The sequence below is a fragment of the Pseudomonas sp. SWI36 genome, assembly GCF_002948105.1.
In the GTDB taxonomy this organism is placed as follows: domain Bacteria; phylum Pseudomonadota; class Gammaproteobacteria; order Pseudomonadales; family Pseudomonadaceae; genus Aquipseudomonas; species Aquipseudomonas alloputida.
Window position 1 is genome coordinate 726,156 of the sequence record NZ_CP026675.1, and the last position, 17,757, is coordinate 743,912.

At 63.3% G+C, this 17,757-nt stretch carries 21 protein-coding genes; 3 read left to right on the forward strand and 18 right to left on the reverse strand.

The window, feature by feature from the left end:
* Positions 1-21 precede the first annotated feature (21 nt).
* The 16 genes from C4Q27_RS03550 to ccmA form a co-directional block, all read right to left on the reverse strand.
* Entirely contained in the window at positions 22-684 is a 663-nt protein-coding gene (locus C4Q27_RS03550) for a hypothetical protein (RefSeq protein WP_003254363.1), read from the reverse strand.
* Between the two features lie 232 nt (positions 685-916).
* The gene (locus tag C4Q27_RS03555) at positions 917-1,255 is read right to left on the reverse strand and encodes an FKBP-type peptidyl-prolyl cis-trans isomerase (RefSeq protein WP_019099528.1); all 339 of its coding nucleotides are present in this window, start codon (positions 1,253-1,255) and stop codon (positions 917-919) included.
* 127 nt (positions 1,256-1,382) lie between these two features.
* Entirely contained in the window at positions 1,383-1,790 is a 408-nt protein-coding gene (locus tag C4Q27_RS03560; RefSeq protein ID WP_004577113.1) for a GFA family protein, read from the reverse strand.
* Between the two features lie 67 nt (positions 1,791-1,857).
* The gene (locus tag C4Q27_RS03565; protein WP_010955053.1) at positions 1,858-2,646 is read right to left on the reverse strand and encodes a PhzF family phenazine biosynthesis protein; all 789 of its coding nucleotides are present in this window, start codon (positions 2,644-2,646) and stop codon (positions 1,858-1,860) included.
* Between the two features lie 52 nt (positions 2,647-2,698).
* Positions 2,699-3,637, reverse strand: a complete 939-nt coding sequence (locus C4Q27_RS03570; RefSeq protein WP_104886502.1) for a 2-hydroxyacid dehydrogenase — start codon at positions 3,635-3,637, stop codon at positions 2,699-2,701.
* A gap of 38 nt (positions 3,638-3,675) precedes the next feature.
* Entirely contained in the window at positions 3,676-3,876 is a 201-nt protein-coding gene (locus C4Q27_RS29270; protein ID WP_158666125.1) for a hypothetical protein, read from the reverse strand.
* 624 nt (positions 3,877-4,500) lie between these two features.
* The gene (locus tag C4Q27_RS03580; protein WP_003254373.1) at positions 4,501-4,917 is read right to left on the reverse strand and encodes a hypothetical protein; all 417 of its coding nucleotides are present in this window, start codon (positions 4,915-4,917) and stop codon (positions 4,501-4,503) included.
* A 12-nt stretch (positions 4,918-4,929) separates the two neighbouring features.
* Positions 4,930-6,126 (reverse strand): c-type cytochrome biogenesis protein CcmI, encoded by a 1,197-nt coding sequence (gene ccmI / locus C4Q27_RS03585; RefSeq protein WP_064491598.1) that lies wholly within the window; start codon positions 6,124-6,126, stop codon positions 4,930-4,932.
* Complete coding sequence (locus tag C4Q27_RS03590) at positions 6,119-6,595, reverse strand: cytochrome c-type biogenesis protein (RefSeq protein ID WP_014590172.1); 477 nt, start codon at positions 6,593-6,595, stop codon at positions 6,119-6,121. Before C4Q27_RS03590 ends, ccmI begins: the two co-directional genes overlap by 8 nt.
* Positions 6,592-7,128 carry a DsbE family thiol:disulfide interchange protein gene (locus tag C4Q27_RS03595; protein WP_104886503.1) on the reverse strand — a complete coding sequence of 179 codons (537 nt, stop codon included), beginning with the start codon at positions 7,126-7,128 and terminating at the stop codon, positions 6,592-6,594. Before C4Q27_RS03595 ends, C4Q27_RS03590 begins: the two co-directional genes overlap by 4 nt.
* Entirely contained in the window at positions 7,125-9,113 is a 1,989-nt protein-coding gene (locus C4Q27_RS03600) for a heme lyase CcmF/NrfE family subunit (RefSeq protein ID WP_104886504.1), read from the reverse strand. Before C4Q27_RS03600 ends, C4Q27_RS03595 begins: the two co-directional genes overlap by 4 nt.
* A complete protein-coding gene (ccmE, locus tag C4Q27_RS03605; protein ID WP_104886505.1) occupies positions 9,110-9,565 on the reverse strand; it encodes a cytochrome c maturation protein CcmE in 456 nt (151 codons plus the stop codon). Before ccmE ends, C4Q27_RS03600 begins: the two co-directional genes overlap by 4 nt.
* Positions 9,562-9,738, reverse strand: coding sequence for a heme exporter protein CcmD (gene ccmD, locus C4Q27_RS03610; protein ID WP_003254380.1), 177 nt, complete (start codon positions 9,736-9,738; stop codon positions 9,562-9,564). The genes ccmE and ccmD overlap by 4 nt, the downstream gene beginning before the upstream one ends.
* Positions 9,735-10,502 carry a heme ABC transporter permease gene (locus tag C4Q27_RS03615; RefSeq protein ID WP_010955058.1) on the reverse strand — a complete coding sequence of 256 codons (768 nt, stop codon included), beginning with the start codon at positions 10,500-10,502 and terminating at the stop codon, positions 9,735-9,737. The genes ccmD and C4Q27_RS03615 overlap by 4 nt, the downstream gene beginning before the upstream one ends.
* 46 nt (positions 10,503-10,548) lie before the next feature.
* The gene (ccmB, locus tag C4Q27_RS03620) at positions 10,549-11,217 is read right to left on the reverse strand and encodes a heme exporter protein CcmB (protein ID WP_012051653.1); all 669 of its coding nucleotides are present in this window, start codon (positions 11,215-11,217) and stop codon (positions 10,549-10,551) included.
* The gene (ccmA, locus tag C4Q27_RS03625; RefSeq protein WP_003254385.1) at positions 11,214-11,846 is read right to left on the reverse strand and encodes a cytochrome c biogenesis heme-transporting ATPase CcmA; all 633 of its coding nucleotides are present in this window, start codon (positions 11,844-11,846) and stop codon (positions 11,214-11,216) included. The genes ccmB and ccmA overlap by 4 nt, the downstream gene beginning before the upstream one ends.
* Before the next feature lie 236 nt (positions 11,847-12,082).
* On the opposite strand from ccmA, the gene C4Q27_RS03630 reads away from it, so the two are divergent.
* The 3 genes from C4Q27_RS03630 (at position 12,083) to C4Q27_RS03640 (ending at position 16,754) form a co-directional block, all read left to right on the forward strand.
* The gene (locus C4Q27_RS03630) at positions 12,083-13,639 is read left to right on the forward strand and encodes a flagellar hook-length control protein FliK (RefSeq protein WP_104886506.1); all 1,557 of its coding nucleotides are present in this window, start codon (positions 12,083-12,085) and stop codon (positions 13,637-13,639) included.
* Positions 13,636-13,974: an EscU/YscU/HrcU family type III secretion system export apparatus switch protein gene (locus tag C4Q27_RS03635; protein WP_104886507.1), complete on the forward strand. Its 339-nt coding sequence runs from the start codon at positions 13,636-13,638 to the stop codon at positions 13,972-13,974. The genes C4Q27_RS03630 and C4Q27_RS03635 overlap by 4 nt, the downstream gene beginning before the upstream one ends.
* A 68-nt stretch (positions 13,975-14,042) precedes the next feature.
* Complete coding sequence (locus C4Q27_RS03640) at positions 14,043-16,754, forward strand: dermonecrotic toxin domain-containing protein (protein ID WP_104886508.1); 2,712 nt, start codon at positions 14,043-14,045, stop codon at positions 16,752-16,754.
* Between the two features lie 106 nt (positions 16,755-16,860).
* On the opposite strand, the gene C4Q27_RS03645 is transcribed toward C4Q27_RS03640, so the two are convergent.
* A complete protein-coding gene (locus C4Q27_RS03645) occupies positions 16,861-17,256 on the reverse strand; it encodes a DUF2802 domain-containing protein (protein WP_010955062.1) in 396 nt (131 codons plus the stop codon).
* A gap of 1 nt (position 17,257) precedes the next feature.
* Complete coding sequence (locus C4Q27_RS03650) at positions 17,258-17,737, reverse strand: chemotaxis protein CheW (RefSeq protein WP_003254393.1); 480 nt, start codon at positions 17,735-17,737, stop codon at positions 17,258-17,260.
* Positions 17,738-17,757 lie beyond the last annotated feature (20 nt).

The window sequence follows — 17,757 nt, forward strand, 5'->3', positions numbered from 1 at the left end:
TTGCCAAACAGTACCAGCGGATCAGGTCGGGCAGCTATGCGCACCGTCATTCAGGCCCTGGCGCACATTGCGGCTCAGCAGACTGGCCTTGCCATCGTGCCAGGTCAGGGTCAGTACGTAGAGGGTGTCGAAGTCTTCGCCGCTCCAGTCCTCGGTGATCACCCGCTCCTCCCCCAGGGCCTTGCCGGCCACCGTGTTGATCAGTTCCGGCAGGTAGCCGTGGGACCAGGCAGTGTAGATGGTCGCATTGCGGTATTTGTCGCTCAGCAACTCATCGGCCAGTTCAGCGGTGTCGTTGGCGCCGTAGTCGATATTCACCGGTAAGCCGAGGCGGATGGCACTGGGGGTGATGGTCATCAATGGGCGGATGTAGCTGTAGCTTTCATCCCTACTGCCTTCCTCGACATGCCGCGTGGGGTTGGCGGCAAACACATAGTCGGCCTTGCCGAAGCGCTCGGGCAGTACAGTGGCCAGGTCCAGCGCACGGTTGAGGCCCTGGCAATTCAACTGCCCGAGCCCCTCGCCCGGCTTCTCGCCATGACGCAGAAACACCAGGGTCTGGGTGCCATCCACCGGTTGCGCCCGGCTTTCGACAGCCTCCAGCGCCAGCGGCGCGGCGATGGCAGTGAGCACCAGGCTCAGCAGCAAGTGACGGCGACGGTGGAAGAATGTTGGCAACTTCATCAAGGCAGGCTCGTGTGGCAGAGAAAATCGGGTTTACTCGCCACATCGCCCAACAGTTAGAGGGCGTCCTTGTAGTGAATGCCTTCCTTGGCACGAGTGAGGGTCAGAGTGCCCTGAACCCGTTTGGTTCCTCCCTGGAGGTGGATGCCGTTCCCTAGGCAAGGCCTAGATTAGGGGCTGGGTGTTGCGCAATTGTGTAAGGTGCAAGAACCTCGGGTTGCAACGTGCCCACTCAATCATCCCGCGTGAGCACTTCCAGCAGTTCAATCTCGAAGGTCAGGTCCGAATTCGGCGGGATCGCCCCCACGCTGCGTTCGCCATACCCCAGGTGCGCCGGTACCTGCAGCTTGCGCTTGCCGCCAACACGCATGCCCATCAGGCCTTGGTCCCAGCCTTTGATTACCCTGCCGGTACCGATCACGCACTGAAACGGCTTACCGCGCGACCAGGACGAGTCGAACTCGCTGCCATCGGCCAGCCAGCCGGTGTACTGGGTGGTGATCAGGGCACCCTTGACGGCGGCTTTGCCGTCTCCCTCGACCAGGTCGATGATCTGCAGTTCTTGGCTCACGGGTACACTCCAAACGCTGAAAAACAAAACCGCCCTTTTCTCAGGAATGCACCGGTTTGGCAAGTTCACGCAGAATTGTACGGAGGCATTCGCCGACGGAATGCCTCCGTACAGACATGACGTTGAATCAGCTGTTCTGCTCGAACACCTCTTGGCCGGACAGCTCCTTGGTCTGATTGGCGAAGCAGTACCACGCGGGTTTCTCTTCGACGAAGATCTGCAGGTCGAAATCCCAGGCTTGGTCGCCATCGAGTAGGCCGACCGGCACGGCATGGAAGTCGTTGGCCTTGAGCCGGTAGTACAGGTGCGTACCACAGCGGCCACAGAAAGCACGCTGGGCCCAGTCGGACGAATCATAGACGCTGGGCGCACGCCCTTCGATCAGCGGAGGCTTGCTGCAGTGGACCACCAGCAGCGGGCCGCCGGTCCACTTGCGGCACATGCTGCAATGACAAGCGCTGATATGGGTATTGTCGACGGTGACCGTCAGCCGCGTGTCGCCGCACAGGCAGGTGCCGTGTTTTTCCAGGGCCATGGGTGGCTCCTTGAACGGAAAGATGGGCCAGCAATTATAGAAGCCCCCCAAGGCATCGCACGCCGTACTAGATGTACACATTGCCCCGCAGGTACAACGCCGCCCGTCCACTGATAATCACGCGGCCATTGCCCGGCACTTCGCACTGCAACTGCCCTTTGCGTGCCCCGCCCTGCTCGCAGCTCAGCACGTTCTTGCCCAACCTTTGGGCCCATAACGGCGCCAGCGAGGTGTGTGCCGAACCGGTTACCGGGTCTTCATTCACACCAACCCGCGGGCCGAACCAGCGGGTGACGAAGTCAAAGCCACGCCCTGCCGCGGTCACGGCAATGCCACGGACGTCGAAGGCCGACAGCGCAACAAAGTCGGGTTTCAACGTTTCGAGCAGCATGGCGTCATCGATCACCACCACATAATCGTCGCTAAGGTACACCGCCTTCGCCTGGCTCAAGCCCAGCGCCTGCAAAAGGCCCGCTGGCATGTCGACCGCTACGGGTTGTTTGGCGGGGAAGTCCATGGCCAGCAGGCCATCAGCGCCACGGCTGACGCGCAACTCGCCACTGCGGGTATTGAAGCGCAGCACTTGCGCCTGCTCACCCAGTTGCTCGAACAGCACGTAAGCCGAGGCCAAGGTAGCATGGCCGCACAGGTCGACTTCCACGGTGGGGGTGAACCAACGCAGGTCGAACGTTTCGCCTTTGCGCACGAAGTAGGCTGTTTCTGACAGGTTGTTTTCTTCAGCGATGCGCTGCAGCACATCGTCCGGCAGCCAGCTGTCCAGCGGGATCACTGCGGCCGGGTTGCCACCGAACGGTTCAGTGGAAAAGGCATCGACCTGGAAGATTTCGAGTTGCATGCACACACTCCTTGTTGCCCGGGCGCTGCCAGGCAGATATCTGGAAAAAGGGTTAAGGGCGTACCGGGGTCAAAACTGGCTCACCGGCAAAGAACGCCTGCAGGTTGCGCAGCACCAAGTCCACCGTGTCGCGCGCGGCTTCTGGCGACTGGCCAGCCACGTGGGGTGTGAGTACGGTGTTGGGCAAGGCCTTGAGTGCATCGGGCACTGCCGGCTCGTCATCGAATACATCCAGCGCGGCGCCAGCCAGCTGGCCACGCTGCAATGCAGCAATCAGGGCCTGGGTGTCGACCACGCTGGCACGGGCGATGTTCACCAGATAGCCGACAGCCCCCAGGGCCTGAAGGACGTGGGCATCGACCAGATGCCGGGTGTTGGCGCCACCGGGGGTGGCCACCACCAGGATGTCGACGGCTTCAGCCAAGTGTCGGGGGCTGTCGTACCAGGCATAGGGCACATCCTGGCGTGCTGTGCGGCTGTGGTAGCTGACGTGCATGTCGAAGCCCAAGTGGGCCCGCTTGGCGATTGCCAGCCCTACTGCGCCGAGGCCGAGAATGCCCAGGCGTTTGCCGCTCACCGAGGGGCTGATCACCCGGTTCCATTCACCGCGCCGCGTGCTGGCATCGGCACGGGGGATGTCGCGCAGCAGCGCCAGCAGCAGGGCCAGGGTGTGGTCGGCGACGGCTGCGGCATTGGCCCCGGCGCCATTGGTGACGGTTATGCCGCGTGCGGCGGCGGCGGCCAGGTCGACCTGCTCGTAGCCGGCGCCGATCACGCAGATGATCTGCAATCTGGGTAATGCGTCAATTTCGGTGGCGGATAGCCCCAGCGGCCCACGGGTGAGTACCGCATCGATTTCTTCGGCGTGGCGATGAATGGCATCGGCGCGCAGTTGCGGCGAAGGGGCACGGATCAGGTGGTAACCGGCCTGCTCCAGCATGGGCAGGTAATCGTCGACGGTTTCCACCAGTACCAGGACTGTCTTGCTCATGCCACCTCCGGGTGAATTCGAGGCGTCATTATGCGGAGTCACCGGCCGGTACAGTCAATGGAAATAACAAGGCAAAACTGTACTGTGCTGTTGCTGTTGCTGTTGCTGTTGCTGTTGCTGTTGCTGTTGCTGTTGCTGTTGATCTTGATCTTGATCTTGATCTTGATCTTGATCTTGATCTTGATCTTCGCGACTTCAGGAGGCCGAACGCAGGCCTTGCGGAGGCAGGTGACGGGCATGGATGCCCGTCAAGCGCTGAGGCCCCAGGATGGGGCCTTCGGCGCGGTCCTGCCGGGAGCAAGGCCGGAGTGAGGGGACCCCGGAGCGCAGCGCAGGGGCCGGATGATGGGAGCGCAGCGTTTTTTGGTTACTTTTTGTCGCGTTTGACAAAAAGTGACTCGCCGTAAGGGCGAAAAGGTGAGTCAGCGTCGCCATCGCAAACGGACGGTTCGCTGAGTCAAAACAGACGAGTTCGCTTCTTGCTTCTTGCTTCTTGGATGTGGGCATCCACATCGCGTAGGTATTCATTCGCGCAGGGGGCGCATAGTCACCTTTCCGCCCTTACGGCGGGTCACTTTTTGTCAAACGCGACAAAAAGTAACCAAAAAACGCTGGCTCCTATCATCCGGCCCCTGCGCTACGCTCCGGGGTTCCCTCGCTCCGGGCTTGCTCCCGGGAGTACGCGCTGCAGGCCCCATCCATGGGGCCTCAGCGCTTGACGGGCATCCATGCCCGTCACCTCCCTTCGCAAGCCCTGCGCTCGGCCTCCTGAAGTCGCAATCTGCGTCGCCTGAACTACCGCGCGCTTACAAGCAAAAGCAGAAGCAGAAGCAGAAGCAGAAGCAGCAGATACAGAAACAGCGTTACTGTGCGAACGCGCGCCCTAACCCACCGGGTACACCACTGCTGTCAGTTTCCTGCCAAGGCCCATTCGGGCTCAACGACCAGCTCCAGCCGTTATCGAACCGATAGTAGGTACGCTGCCGGTAGAAGGTATTTGGCTGTTTCTCCAACACATATACACCCAGCTTGGGATCCCAGTGGCTTGCCCCGCCAGGCGGTGGCGCAAAGCTGGCCGACGTACGCGGCATGGGCTTGGGTATCGCCGCCGGCTTGCTCGGCGAAGTGGCAGGCTGCCTGCCCGGCAAGGGCTTGACCACCGGCCCCGACGGCGGCACACGCTCGATCGGTGGCGCGGGCTGCTCGTACGGCTCATGCACCGTACACGCAGACAAACCCAGGGCCAGGGTAATCAGGGTCAGGCGGACGGTGCTGTGCATGGCATTGCTCTCTTACTGGTCTGGAGTGTCGATGGTCAGGCGCTGGGTAGCCTGGGTGGCGCTAGACAACGGAGCACCCCGGCCAACCCACTCACCCTGGGTAGGCTGACCCGCGCGTGAAACACGTGCAACCAGTTGGACTTCGGCATACTGCGACAGTTTCATCTGCGGCATCATCGCATCAGCATCAGACAACTCCACCTCGATCGGCAACTGCGCCACGGTCACCCGCTTGGCCGCCAGTGGCATCGGCGGGCCATTGCTGGCGCGAGCGAAGATAAACACCGTGTCGTCCGGCTTGACCTTGTCCTTCAAGGCAGCCGCCAGTTCCACCCGCACTTTCAGGCGAGCCGCCACAGGTGCAGGCTCGGTCGCCTCTGCTGGCACCCCACCCAAGCGCTCGGCGGCGCGGTCGATACCACCCTGCAGGGCCGCTCGCGATGCATCACCTTCTGGCAACTGCGCCAGCAAGCGCTTCCAGTAGTCGATGGCTTCCTGATAACGCTCGCCTTCAAACGCAGCAATACCGCGCAGGCCCAGGCTGGTCACCTCGTTGGGGTCAGCCTTCAACGCTTCGTCAGTCAGCGCCTGCAATTGCGGGCTCCACTGCTTGTTGGCGGCAAAATACTGGGCCTGGGCCCACTGCCCCAGCAGCTCGGGCTGGCGGCCGGCCAAGGCCACGGCCCGTTCGAACGTACGCGCGGCATCGGCCGGGCGCTGCTCGGCCATGTAGGCCCGGCCAAGGAAATACATGGCCTCGGCCGAATCCGGCTGGGCCTGCACCACGCGCTCAAGGCGCGTAGTCATTTCTTCCATCGACTTGGGTGCCTCGGCAAACTCCTGGGTCAGCGCCACCTTGTCCGCCGCACCAAAATGCAGGTACAGCCCCAGCGCCATCAGCGGCACCAGTCCCGCAGCCAGCAGCGGCAGGGCCTTGCCCAAATGCCCCTGGCGCGGGGCCTCGGCGCCTTCGGTATCGGCCAGCAGCTCGCGGGCAGCCTCGTCCCGGCCCTTGGCCATCTGCGCCTCATCGAGCACACCGGCGGCTTGCTGGGCCGCCAGTTCGGCGACACGTTCCTGATAAAGGGCCACGTTCAAGGCCGTGCGGTCTTCTTCCTGCTGGCGACGGCGGCCACGCAGGATCGGGAGCAGCAAAAAGCTGAGGGCAGCGAGCAGCAGAAGGCCCGCGCTAAGCCAGAATTCAATCATGGGTCTGTTCTTTTTCCAGCAGTTTGGCGAGACGCTCGCGTTCTTCGGCAGACAACTCATCGGCGCCTTGCGCGGCCGTAGCACGGCGCCGGCGTACGATCACCGCCAGCACCACGAAGCCACCGGCCAGCAAGATCCCCGGGCCAAACCACAGCAGCCAGGTACGCCCGCTGAGCGCCGGCTTGTAGCGCACGAAGTCGCCATAGCGGTCGACCATGAAGTCGATGATCTGCTGGTTGCTCTGGCCTTCGCCGAGCATGCGGAAGATTTCTCGGCGCAGGTCGGCAGCAATCGGCGCGTTGGAGTCGGCAATATCCTGGTTCTGGCACTTGGGGCAGCGCAGTTCCTTGGTCAACTGTTGGTAACGCTCGCGCTCGGCCTCGTCGCGAAACTGGTAGGTGTCGATAGCCGCCTTGGCCACACCGGCCAGGCTCATGCCCAGCACCGCAGCTGCCAGCCAGCGCCTCATGGCTTGGCCTCGTCAATCAGGCCCTGGTACAACGGCGCCAGCTGTTCACGCCAGACCGCGGCATCGACGATGCCGACGTGCTTGTAGCGGATGATGCCCTTGGCATCGATCAGGAAGGTTTCCGGCGCCCCATACACCCCAAGGTCCAGGCCCAGGCTGCCCTGTTCGTCACGAATATCCAGCTGATAGGGGTTGTGGAACTCGGCCAACCACTTCTGCGCGGCGGCGTTGTCATCCTTGTAGTTGACCCCATGGATCACCACCCCCTGCTGTGCCAGCTGGTTCAGGTACGGGTGCTCGACCTTGCACGACGGGCACCAGGTGGCCCACACGTTGACCAGTGCCGGGCGCCCCTGCAAGTCGGCCTGAGTCAGGGTGCGGTCCCCCTGTGTCGACGCCAGGGAAAACACCGGGAACGGTTTGCCGATCATTGCCGAAGGCAGCTCGTCGGGCTTGAGGAAAAGCCCCTTGTAGAGGAACACCGCCACCAACAGGAATACTGCAAGGGGCACTACCATGATCCAACGCTTCATGCAGCTGCTCCAGACACGCCCAGGACATCACGCACCCGGGTCTTGACCTTGACGCGGTAGCGCCGGTCGAGGGCCGCCAGCAACCCGCCCAGGCCGGTCAGCAGACCGCCCAGCCAGATCCAGCGGACGTAAGGCTTTATATGTACGCGCACAGCCCAGGCGCCATTCTCCAGTGGCTCGCCAAGCGCGACGTACAGGTCGCGGGTAAAGCCGGCGTCGATGCCCGCTTCGGTCATCATCGACTGCTGCACGGTGTACAGGCGCTTCTCCGGGTACAGTGTGGTCACTTCACGGCCCTCGCGGCTGACCACGATGGTGCCCTTGTCAGAGATGAAGTTCGGCCCCTCGAAGTGCTTGGCGCCCTGGAACAGGAAGTGGTAGCCACCCAGCTCCACGCTTTCGCCCGGCGCCATGCGCAGGTCGCGCTCGGCGCTGTTGTTGCTGGACAGCACCACGCCCAGCGCACACACCGCCAGGCCCAGGTGCGCCAGTTGCATGCCCCAGTAGCTGCGGCCCAGGCACGGCAGGCCTTTGACCAGGCCCTTGTGGCGGGTCTTGTCGAAAATGTCACGCAGCCCGCCAAGCACCACCCAGGCGGCCAGGGCGAAGGCCGTCAGCGTCGGCCAATCGAAGTCGTCGACGATAAAGCCGGCAACCGGGGCAAGGATGGCACTGCCGATCAATACCGGGGTCATCATGCTAGCCAGCCATTTGCCCGGGGTGTCCTTCCAGCGCACCACCACGCCCACGCTCAGCACCACCATCAGCAGCGCCATCAGCGGCAGGAACAAGGCGTCGAAATAGGGCGGGCCGACCGACAGCTTGGCCCCGGTCAGGGCATCGAGCACCAATGGGTACAGGGTACCGAGCAGAATCATCGAAGCCGCGACCACCAGCACCAGGTTGTTGGCCAGCAGCAGCGTTTCACGCGACCACAGGGCGAAACCGACCTGGCTCTTGACCACCGGTGCGCGCAGGGCGAACAGGGTGAGCGACCCGCCGACCACGAACAGCAGGAAAAACAGGATGAAAATACCCCGCGACGGGTCGGCGGCAAACGCGTGCACCGAGGTCAGCACCCCGGAACGCACCAGGAAGGTACCCAGCAGGCTCAGCGAGAATGCGGCAATTGCCAGCAGCACCGTCCAGCTCTTGAATACCCCGCGTTTCTCGGTCACCGCCAGCGAGTGGATCAGTGCGGTGCCCACCAGCCAAGGCATGAACGAGGCGTTTTCCACCGGGTCCCAGAACCACCAGCCACCCCAGCCCAGTTCGTAGTAGGCCCACCACGACCCCAAGGTGATGCCAACACCCAGGAAAGCCCAGGCGACGATGGTCCACGGCCGCGACCAGCGCGCCCAGGCAGCGTCCAGCCGGCCGCCGAGCAAGGCGGCAATCGCGAACGCGAAGGCCACCGAGAAGCCCACATAGCCCATGTAGAGCATGGGTGGGTGAACGATCAGGCCAAAGTCCTGCAGCAGCGGGTTGAGGTCACGGCCATCGGTCGGCACCTGCGGCAGCAGGCGCTGGAACGGGTTGGAAGTAATGATCAGGAAGCTCAGGAAGCCCACGCTGATCATGCCCATTACCGCCAGCACGCGGGCCAGCATCACCTGCGGCAACTGCCGGGAGAACACCGACACGGCAAAGGTCCAGCCGCCGAGGATCAGCGCCCAAAGCAGCAACGAACCCTCATGGGCGCCCCACACCGCACTGAACTTGTAGTACCAGGGCAAGGCGCTGTTGGAATTGCTGGCCACATAGGCGACCGAGAAATTGTCTGTCATGAAGGCATGGGTCAGGCAGGCAAAGGCAAACGCCAGGAAGGCGAACTGCCCCCACGCTGCCGGCCGCGCCAGGCTCATCCACAGGCTGTCGCCACGCCACGCGCCAAGCAACGGCACACTGGCCTGCACGACGGCAAAGCAGATGGCCAGAATCATCGCCAACTGGCCCAGTTCGGGGACTACCAGTGCTGCGTTCATGGCTTCGTCCCCCCGCCGGTAGCGGCCTGGCCGCTTTCCTTCAGGGCCTTGGTGACTTCGGGCGGCATGTATTTCTCGTCGTGCTTGGCCAGCACCTCATCGGCTACCACCACACCGTCGGCATTGAGCTTGCCAAGGGCGACGATGCCCTGCCCTTCGCGGAACAGGTCGGGGAGGATGCCGCGGTAGGTGATGGGTACCGACTTGTTGAAGTCGGTTACCACGAAACGCACGTCCAGCGAGTCGGCCGAGCGCTGCACCGAGCCTTTCTCGACCATGCCGCCAGCGCGGATGCGCGTGTCCAGCGGGGCTTCGCCGTTGGCGATCTGGGTCGGCGTATAGAACAGGTTGATGTTCTGCTGCAATGCGCTCAAGGCAAAGCCGACGGCAACCCCGACGCCGACCAGCAGGCCGACGATGAGCAACAGGCGTTTCTTGCGCTGCGGATTCACTGGTTGTTCTCCCGGCGCAAACGGCGCGCCTCTTCTTGCAAATAGCGACGACGGGCCAGCAGTGGCGCACCAACGTTCAGCGCCAGCACCGCCAGGCAGATGCCATAGGCCGACCACACGTACAGGCCATGGTGGCCCATGGCGAGAAAGTCACCGAAGGTGGCAAAGCTCATTGTGCGGCCCTCCGCCCCAGGCTGTTCAATACTTCGTCCCTGACCCAACTGGCGCGTGCTTCGCGCTTGAGCACTTCAAGGCGCATGCGCAGCAGCAGTACAGCGCCGAAGAAACAGTAGAAACCCAGCGCCGTGCACAACAGCGGCAGCCACATTTCGGCCGGCATCGCCGGCTTTTCGGTAAGGGTGAAGGTGGCCCCCTGGTGCAGGGTGTTCCACCACTCCACCGAATACTTGATGATCGGGATATTCACCACACCGACAATCGCAAGCACCGCACAGGCCTTGGCTGCACTGTCACGATTACTGATCGCCTGGCCCAGCGCAATAATGCCGAAGTACAGGAACAGCAGGATGAGCATGGACGTAAGGCGGGCATCCCACACCCACCAGCTGCCCCAGGTCGGCTTGCCCCAGATGGCGCCGGTAACCAGCGCCACGGCGGTCATCCAGGCGCCAATGGGCGCGGCACACTGCAGGGCGACGTCGGCCAGTTTCATCTTCCACACCAGCCCCACCACCCCGGCCACCGCCAGCAACACATAGCAGGACTGCGCCAGCATCGCCGCCGGCACATGGATATAGATGATGCGGAAGCTGTTGCCTTGCTGGTAGTCCTGGGGGGCGAACGCCAGGCCCCAGGTGATGCCGACCAGCAGCAGGAGCACGGCAGCACCGGCCAGCCACGGCAGCATGCGGCCGCTGATGGCATAGAACCATTTCGGGGAGCCCAGCTTGTGGAACCACGTCCAGCTTATTTTCATCAGGGTACATCCAGGGTATTTGCCGGGCTTGAGAGCCCGGGACTCGTTATTCGCCGACGCTGATCTTCAGGCCGGCCGCTATCGCAAAGGGTGCCAGGGTAACGGCCAGGGCCGTCAGGCTGGCGAGCCAGAGCAGATGGCCGGTTGCCGGCATATTTTGCAACGCCGCTTGCAACGCACCACTGCCCAGGATCAATACAGGGATATACAACGGCAGAATCAGCAACGCCAGTAACAAACCTCCGCGTTTAAGGCCGACTGTCAGCGCCGCACCTACCGCGCCCAGCAAGCTCAATACCGGCGTCCCCAGCAGCAGCGACCCGAGCAGCACCGGCAGGCAATGGCTTGGCAGCCCCAGCATCAGTGCCAGCAGTGGCGCCAACAATACCAGCGCCAGCCCGGAAAAGATCCAGTGCGCCAGCACCTTGGCCAGCACCAGCAACGCCAGTGGGTGCGGCGACAGCACCCATTGCTCCAGCGAGCCGTCTTCGAAATCGCTGCGGAACAGGCCGTCCAGCGACAACAACACGGCCAGCAACGCTGCCACCCAGACCAGGCCCGGCGACAAGGTTTGCAACAATTGGCTTTCCGGGCCGACCGCCAGCGGGAACATGGCCACGACAATGGCGAAGAACACCAACGGGTTGGCCAGTTCGGCCGGGCGACGGAACAGCAGGCGCGCTTCGCGGCGCAGCAACAAAATGAATACGCTCATGCAGCCCATTGCCCCAGGTTCAGTTCTCGATAACCGGAGGGCTTGCGTTCCAGTGTGTGATGAGTCGTCAGCACCACCGTGCCGCCCTGCTCGCAGTGGGCTGCCAGGTGCGCTTCAAGCTGCGCCACGCCTTGCTTGTCGAGCGCGGTGAACGGCTCGTCGAGAATCCATAGCGGCGGGCAAGCCAGGTGCAGCCGGGCCAGGGCCACACGGCGCTGCTGACCGGCCGACAGGGTATGGCAGGGGACGTCTTCGAAACCGCGCAGGCCGACAGCCTCCAGCGCCGCCCAGATTGCCTCGCGGCTGGCCGGCTGGTGCAGGGCGCACAGCCAGGTGAGATTCTCCTCGGCGGTGAGCAAGTCCTTGATGCCGGCGGCGTGGCCAATCCACAGCAGGGCGCTGGCCAAGGCATGACGCTGTTCTGCCAGGGGCTTGCCACCCAGCAGAATCTGCCCGGCCGTCGGCTGCATCAGCCCGGCCAGCAGGCGCAACAGGCTGGTCTTGCCGCTGCCGTTGGGGCCACTGATCTGCAGCATGTCGCCGGCGCCCAGCTCGAAATCGAGCTGTTCGAACAGCAGGCGCCAGTCGCGCTCGCAGGCCAGGCCTGCGGCTTGGAGGTGAAGGGTCACGGTTTCGCCTTATCTTTAGTAGGGCATTGGGGCGGCGTCGCCTGCTTCGCGGGTGAACCCGCTCCTACAACCCTGTAGGAGCGGGTTCACCCGCGAAGCAGCCAAAACCGCTCCAAAGCCCTTGTGTCTCAAGTCGCCCCGCGCGCTGCCGTTATACTGGCAACCACAGGCGCGCGGCATTATTACACGCGCCGCCGCGCTGCCAAGAGGCCGGGCTCGACAGGTTGTATACAATCATGACTGAAATCAATAGTCTCGGCGCACAAACCGCGATCAACAGCCAAGCCATCAAGGCGGGCATGACCGGCGATCTGCTGCGCCTGATCCAGGCGCAGCCTGGGTTGCTGGCTCCTGGCGAAACCGCGCAAGCCGAGGTTTTATCGTTGCGCCAGACAGGCCAGGACTTTCAGCTGGTGCTACGGCTGATGCAGGCCAACGGCGTCCAGACCCAGCTTCAGGCCAACGCCAGCCAGCCGCTGCCACAAGGCAGCCAGATCACCGTCAGCCAGACCGAAAGCAACCGCCTGGCGATCATGCTGCAACAGGCCAGTGCCAGCCAGGTCGCCACCCTCACCCAGCTGGACACCAGCAAGGTGCCGGTCGGCACCTTGCTGCAAGGCAAGGTCCTGACCAACCAGCTGCTGGCCCAGGCACCCGGCCAACCGGCCGTGTACCGGGCGCTGGTCAGCCTGCTCAACAGCAACCAGGCCGGCGCCACACTGAGCATCGACAGCCCGCGCCCGCTGGCCATTGGCAGCCTGCTCAGCGCCCTGGTGCAGGGTGATCAGTCATTGCGCTTCGTGCCGCTCAGCGGCAGGCAGGACCAACTCAGCATTGCCCAACAGCTGCTGACCCAGCAAAACCGCCAAGCCTCGCTACCCGGCCTGCTCAACGCCCTGCAACAGCTCACCCGCGACCCAGGCGTCGATGGCGACCTGCGCGCCAGCGCCGAACGCCTGCTGGCCGGCCTGCCGGACGCCCGACAACTGGGCGACGCCAAGGCAGTGGCCCAGGCCCTGAACAACAGCGGCAGCTTTCTCGAAGCGAAGCTGCTGAGCGGGTCCACCGCCAGCGTCGCCACCGACCTCAAGGCGCATTTGCTGCGGCTGATGGCCCAGGCCCCTGCCCTCCCGGCAAGCGCTGCCAATCTCAACCCCGCCAGCCTGGCCGTGACCATGCCGGCTTTGGCGCGCAGCGCACTGGGCATGCTCGAGCGGGTCAGCCCCAAGCCGCAGCCGGGCGCGTTCCCATTACCGTCGCGCCTGCTCAAGGCCCTGGAAGAGGAAGGCGACCTGCAACAGCTGCTGCGCCTGGCTGCCGCTGCCGTTTCACGCTTGCAGAGCCACGCCATGAGCAGCCTGCAACAAACCGGCACGCTGGAAAACGGCAACCTGCAGACCACCTGGCAAACTGAAGTGCCGATCCGCCACGGCCAGGACTTCATCCCGCTGCAAGTCAAACTGCAGCGCGAAGAAACCCCACAACAACAGGCCGACCGCCAACATGAAGCCCAAGACCCTCGACAAGCCCTGTGGCGCATCGAGCTGGCCTTCGACCTGTCCCCGCTCGGCCCCATGCAAGTGCAGGCACAACTGAGCGAGGGCCGCCTGAGCGGGCAGCTATGGGCGGAGCGCGAGCAGACCGCGCGGTTGATCGACACCCAGCTTGGCGCGCTGCGCGCGCGCCTGCTGGCCCGGGGCCTGGAAGTCGGCGACCTGGAGTGCCACCCGGGCATCCCGCCGCAGGGGCCACGCACACGGATGGAACAACGCTGGGTGGACGAAACCGCATGAACGATACGACACCACGCCAAGCCATAGCGCTGAACTACGACGGCCATCAGGCACCGACCCTCACCGCCAAGGGCGACGAGGACCTGGCCGAGGCCATCCTTGCGCTCGCCCGCGAACACGAAGTGCCGATCTACGAAAACGCCGAGCTGGTGCGGCTGCTGGCGCGGCTGGAGCTGGGCGAGCAAATACCCGAGGCGCTGTACCTGACCATTGCCGAGATCATCGCCTTCGCCTGGCACCTGCGCGGCAAGGTACCCGCCGGCTTCGATGATCCGCGCCCGGCAGAGCGCGATATCACCCCACCATTGCCCCCGCTGCCCGGCACTGGCCAGTAACTATCTACCACCCCCTCCCCCTCCATGCGCCCAACCTTGTCGGCCTCCCACGTACAAGGTGTACCGTCATGATCGACAGCAGAATCAACGCCAAAGGCGTGCAGTTCGTAGTAGACCATCTGGCCAACATCCCACGCCCGGACCGCGAAGCCCATCGCTTGATCCGGCAGTGGCTTGCCGGGCAAGGTGTGCATATCGACCCCGATCGCGTCGATGTGGTCACCCTGCACTACCGGCCGGATGACCAAGGGTATGTGGCAGCGGTCCAGCAGACCCAGAGCATGACCCAGGCGCTGCTGGGCAACTGGCAAGGGGAGTCCGATAACAACCTCATCGGCGCACTGTTCGCCAACCCTTGGGCAGGCACCTTCCCCCAAGGGCCGTTGAAGCTGGTCGATCGCCTGCCAACGCTGGGCTTTGGCCATCAGGGCGCCGCCTTCGAGGTGTATAACGGCCTGTTCCAGCGATCGTCCCCCGCCCGTTACGATGCCTCGACCCACATTCAGGTTCCGGCTGAAGCCTTCCAGCGGTTCATCGAAGCGCTGGACTTTCACCAGCCGTTCAAAGCCATGCTCGACGCTTACTGGCAGGAGCATCAGGACACTCACCGCCTGGCCAGCAAGCTCAATTTCATCGCCGCCTGCAACGCCCAGGTCAACCAGGGGCGCCTGAGCGATGCCGCCAGGGAACTGGCATGGCAAGCCGCCGGCATGATGCCGCAGCGCTTCAAGATACGGGTCAGCACGCTGAGCATCTATGGCTATGCGGCCACCGACCTGCTGTACATCAACGCCCCCCACAGCGATCTGACCCTGCTGTACATGCCAGGTAACAGCTCGCCCTTGCTCGAATTCGCCAGCGAGAACCAGCTCAAGGACTGGGTGGGCGATCAGTGCAAGGACCCCGCCCGACGCGAAGCGCTAAAGCAACACTTCAGGCTCGCCGACCGCCCCCAGGGCCTGGATTTCAGTGGCCTGGACACCGCGCTCGAGGGCCTTGGCGACTATCCGGACCGGCACCGGCTGCCGCCTGAACACGGTTATTTCAACGATGATGGCGTCTGGCCCCCCAGAACCTACGTGAACTACAAACCTGGCAAATACAACCCCAAACTGACCGGGGATATGTTCGCAGCCCTGACCGAGCGCCAGCGCCAGCGCAGCTACGACGATGCCGATTTTGTCATCACCACCGACAGCCAGGTTACCAAAGCCAAATGGCGTGGCTACCTCGCCAACACGCTCAACCTGCTGGCGCCACTGTGCCTGGTGGTGCCGGGGCTGGCGCCACTGCTGGCGGTCGGTGGCATTGCCCAGTTGGGCCTGGGCCTGGATCAGGTGATCAACGGCCACAGCCTGAAAGCCAAACAGGACGGGGTTGGCGACATCGCCTGGGGGTTGTTCAACGCCGTACCGCTGGCAACGGAGGGCAGCGCAGGCATCAAGGCCCTGTTCGAGTTCAAAAGCGATGGTTTTGTCATGCCGCGCGAGGTCAACGAGCAGCTCGGCTATCCGTTGAGCCCGACCAGCCCACCGCGGCTTCCAGAGCCAGAAGGCGCGGAGTACTTCCACCACCACGAGCCGATTACACCGCTTGACGAAGGCGACCCGGCTGTTGCCGGCGCGGTGATACGCTTGCCACACTACGATGGCGAACTGGACGACCTGGAATGCAGCATCGAAACCTACAATGCACGCGTGGTCTATGACCTGGAGCACGACGCATTCATCATCAAGGAAACCGTCAACGAGGTCGAGCCGCAAGCCTACATCGCAGTGCCTGGCAGCCGTGACCTTGTGGCGCTCGACAGGCAGCGCCCAGTCACCGACGCCATGCGCACCCGCACCTTGCGCGCGCTGGGTGTCGACCTGCCACTGCCAGTCACCATTCCGACACCGGCCCCGGACAGCGCCCCCATCCCCAAACTTATCTCCAGCCTCTGGGTCGGCGACAAAGTCATAAGCGAGCCATTGCTGGCCAACCTTGCCGCCAACGCCGCGCGCCTGAGCGACAGTGAATACAGCATGCGCCTGTTTCTGTCGAAGGCTTCGCCTACCGCTTACGAACAGAACGCAAGGCTATTGGCAGCCCGGGCGCCAGGGCTGCAGGTATTGCCGCTTGAAGAGCAACGCTTCTTCCGGGCCTTCCGCCAGAGCCGCTATTACGCGCAGTACGAGGCAGCGCTGGATGGCAACGGTGGCATCGCCACCAATTACGCGTCTGCGACCGATGTGCTGCGCTACCGGATGCTGCACCATGAGGGTGGGCTGTACATGGACGTGGACGACTTCCTGCTGCCGGACGGCAAGGGCGAAACGATCGATCAGGTCGAGCTGCGCACCCCACCCGATGGGTTGCTGCTGCCACCGCCGATGTCCAACGAGAAAATGAGCATGAATTGCCTGTACAACACCAGCCTCATTGGTAGCCACCCAGGCAACCCACTGCTGGATGCGATCTCCGATGAAATGCTCGCACGTTTCCAGACCCATGCAGACTTCTACGAAAGCCGACCGAGCCTGGAACAGGACCCGAGCGGTTTCTACCGCTATGCCAACACGCTCAGCTACCTCACCGGGCCGGCACTGCTCACTGAAGTGGTCGATCGCCATCTACCCGGGTTGCGGACCCTGCGCCAGATCATCAACCTGCACACCATGCCACGCGTCAACACCTATCCATTCATCAACCCTTCGCAAGCCAATACAGCCCTGAAGCAACTGCTGCCCCTGAACCGGTTCGCCGGCGTGGGCGGCAATCACTCCTGGGTTCGCAATTGAAATGAACAGCGGGTACTGAACGAGCCAGGCGACAGCTTTCAGATCGAGCGGAGCATGGGCGCCGCTCGATTTCCCAGGCGGCGAACCTGCTGCCGAGGGTACCCCGTCAAGGAGCCCGGTACACCTTGCTCATCAACTCCGCCTCGGCCTGGGTCAAGCCGCAGCTCTGGGTCAACTCATCGATACTCGCCCCCATCCCCACCAGCTTGGCCGCCTGGCTGAAAGTAACGTTGCTGGGGTCGCGCTGCTCGAGGCGCTCCAGCCGGTCCGGCAGGGTGGCCACCGCCGCACGCAGCTCATGGATGGCCTCACCCATGCGCACCGTGCCGTTCTGGTAGTCATCCAGACGCTTGGCCAAGTCCTTGATGCGCTGGTCACGCAGCGCATCGCCCTCGGCCTGCTGCGCAGCCAGCTCGCGCTGGCGCTTGCTGTAGTTGAGGAAAAACCACAGGCTCAGCGCCCAGGCCAGCGCCAGGAAGATGACAGCAACCTCTAGGATCAACTCAGATGTTCTCCAGCTCGGACCACTCTTCCTCGGTCATCATCTTGTCCAGTTCGACCAGGATCAGCAGTTCGCCATTCTTGTTGCACACGCCCTGAATGAACTTGGCCGACTCTTCGTTACCCACGTTCGGCGCGGTTTCGATTTCGGACTGGCGCAGGTAAACCACTTCGGCCACGCTGTCGACCAGAATGCCGACCACTTGCTTGTCGGCTTCGATGATGACGATACGGGTGTTGTCGGTCACTTCGGTCGGCATCAGGCCAAAACGCTGACGCGTGTCGATCACCGTCACCACGTTGCCGCGCAAGTTGATGATGCCCAGCACGTAGCTCGGCGCACCCGGCACCGGGGCAATCTCGGTGTAGCGCAGGACTTCCTGCACCTGCATCACATTGATGCCGTAGGACTCGTTGTCCAGACGGAAGGTAACCCACTGCAGGATCGGATCTTCGGAACCTTGTGCAGACGACTTTTTCATTCCCCTACCCTCAAAATCCG

Excerpts from the sequence above, each read along its gene's own strand:
- C4Q27_RS03650 (WP_003254393.1), bottom strand. The coding sequence starts at position 17,737 with ATGAAAAAGTCGTCTGCACAAGGTTCCGAAGATCCGATCCTGCAGTGG.
- C4Q27_RS03550 (WP_003254363.1), bottom strand. The coding sequence starts at position 684 with ATGAAGTTGCCAACATTCTTCCACCGTCGCCGTCACTTGCTGCTGAGC.
- C4Q27_RS03570 (WP_104886502.1), bottom strand. The coding sequence starts at position 3,637 with ATGAGCAAGACAGTCCTGGTACTGGTGGAAACCGTCGACGATTACCTG.
- C4Q27_RS03590 (WP_014590172.1), bottom strand. The coding sequence starts at position 6,595 with ATGAGGCGCTGGCTGGCAGCTGCGGTGCTGGGCATGAGCCTGGCCGGT.
- ccmD (WP_003254380.1), bottom strand. The coding sequence starts at position 9,738 with ATGAGCTTTGCCACCTTCGGTGACTTTCTCGCCATGGGCCACCATGGC.
- C4Q27_RS03635 (WP_104886507.1), top strand. The coding sequence starts at position 13,636 with ATGAACGATACGACACCACGCCAAGCCATAGCGCTGAACTACGACGGC.
- C4Q27_RS03595 (WP_104886503.1), bottom strand. The coding sequence starts at position 7,128 with ATGAAGCGTTGGATCATGGTAGTGCCCCTTGCAGTATTCCTGTTGGTG.
- C4Q27_RS03565 (WP_010955053.1), bottom strand. The coding sequence starts at position 2,646 with ATGCAACTCGAAATCTTCCAGGTCGATGCCTTTTCCACTGAACCGTTC.
- ccmB (WP_012051653.1), bottom strand. The coding sequence starts at position 11,217 with ATGAGCGTATTCATTTTGTTGCTGCGCCGCGAAGCGCGCCTGCTGTTC.
- C4Q27_RS03560 (WP_004577113.1), bottom strand. The coding sequence starts at position 1,790 with ATGGCCCTGGAAAAACACGGCACCTGCCTGTGCGGCGACACGCGGCTG.
- ccmI (WP_064491598.1), bottom strand. The coding sequence starts at position 6,126 with ATGATTGAATTCTGGCTTAGCGCGGGCCTTCTGCTGCTCGCTGCCCTC.
- C4Q27_RS03615 (WP_010955058.1), bottom strand. The coding sequence starts at position 10,502 with ATGAAAATAAGCTGGACGTGGTTCCACAAGCTGGGCTCCCCGAAATGG.
- C4Q27_RS03580 (WP_003254373.1), bottom strand. The coding sequence starts at position 4,917 with ATGCACAGCACCGTCCGCCTGACCCTGATTACCCTGGCCCTGGGTTTG.
- C4Q27_RS29270 (WP_158666125.1), bottom strand. The coding sequence starts at position 3,876 with ATGCCCGTCACCTGCCTCCGCAAGGCCTGCGTTCGGCCTCCTGAAGTC.
- C4Q27_RS03640 (WP_104886508.1), top strand. The coding sequence starts at position 14,043 with ATGATCGACAGCAGAATCAACGCCAAAGGCGTGCAGTTCGTAGTAGAC.
- C4Q27_RS03600 (WP_104886504.1), bottom strand. The coding sequence starts at position 9,113 with ATGAACGCAGCACTGGTAGTCCCCGAACTGGGCCAGTTGGCGATGATT.
- C4Q27_RS03630 (WP_104886506.1), top strand. The coding sequence starts at position 12,083 with ATGACTGAAATCAATAGTCTCGGCGCACAAACCGCGATCAACAGCCAA.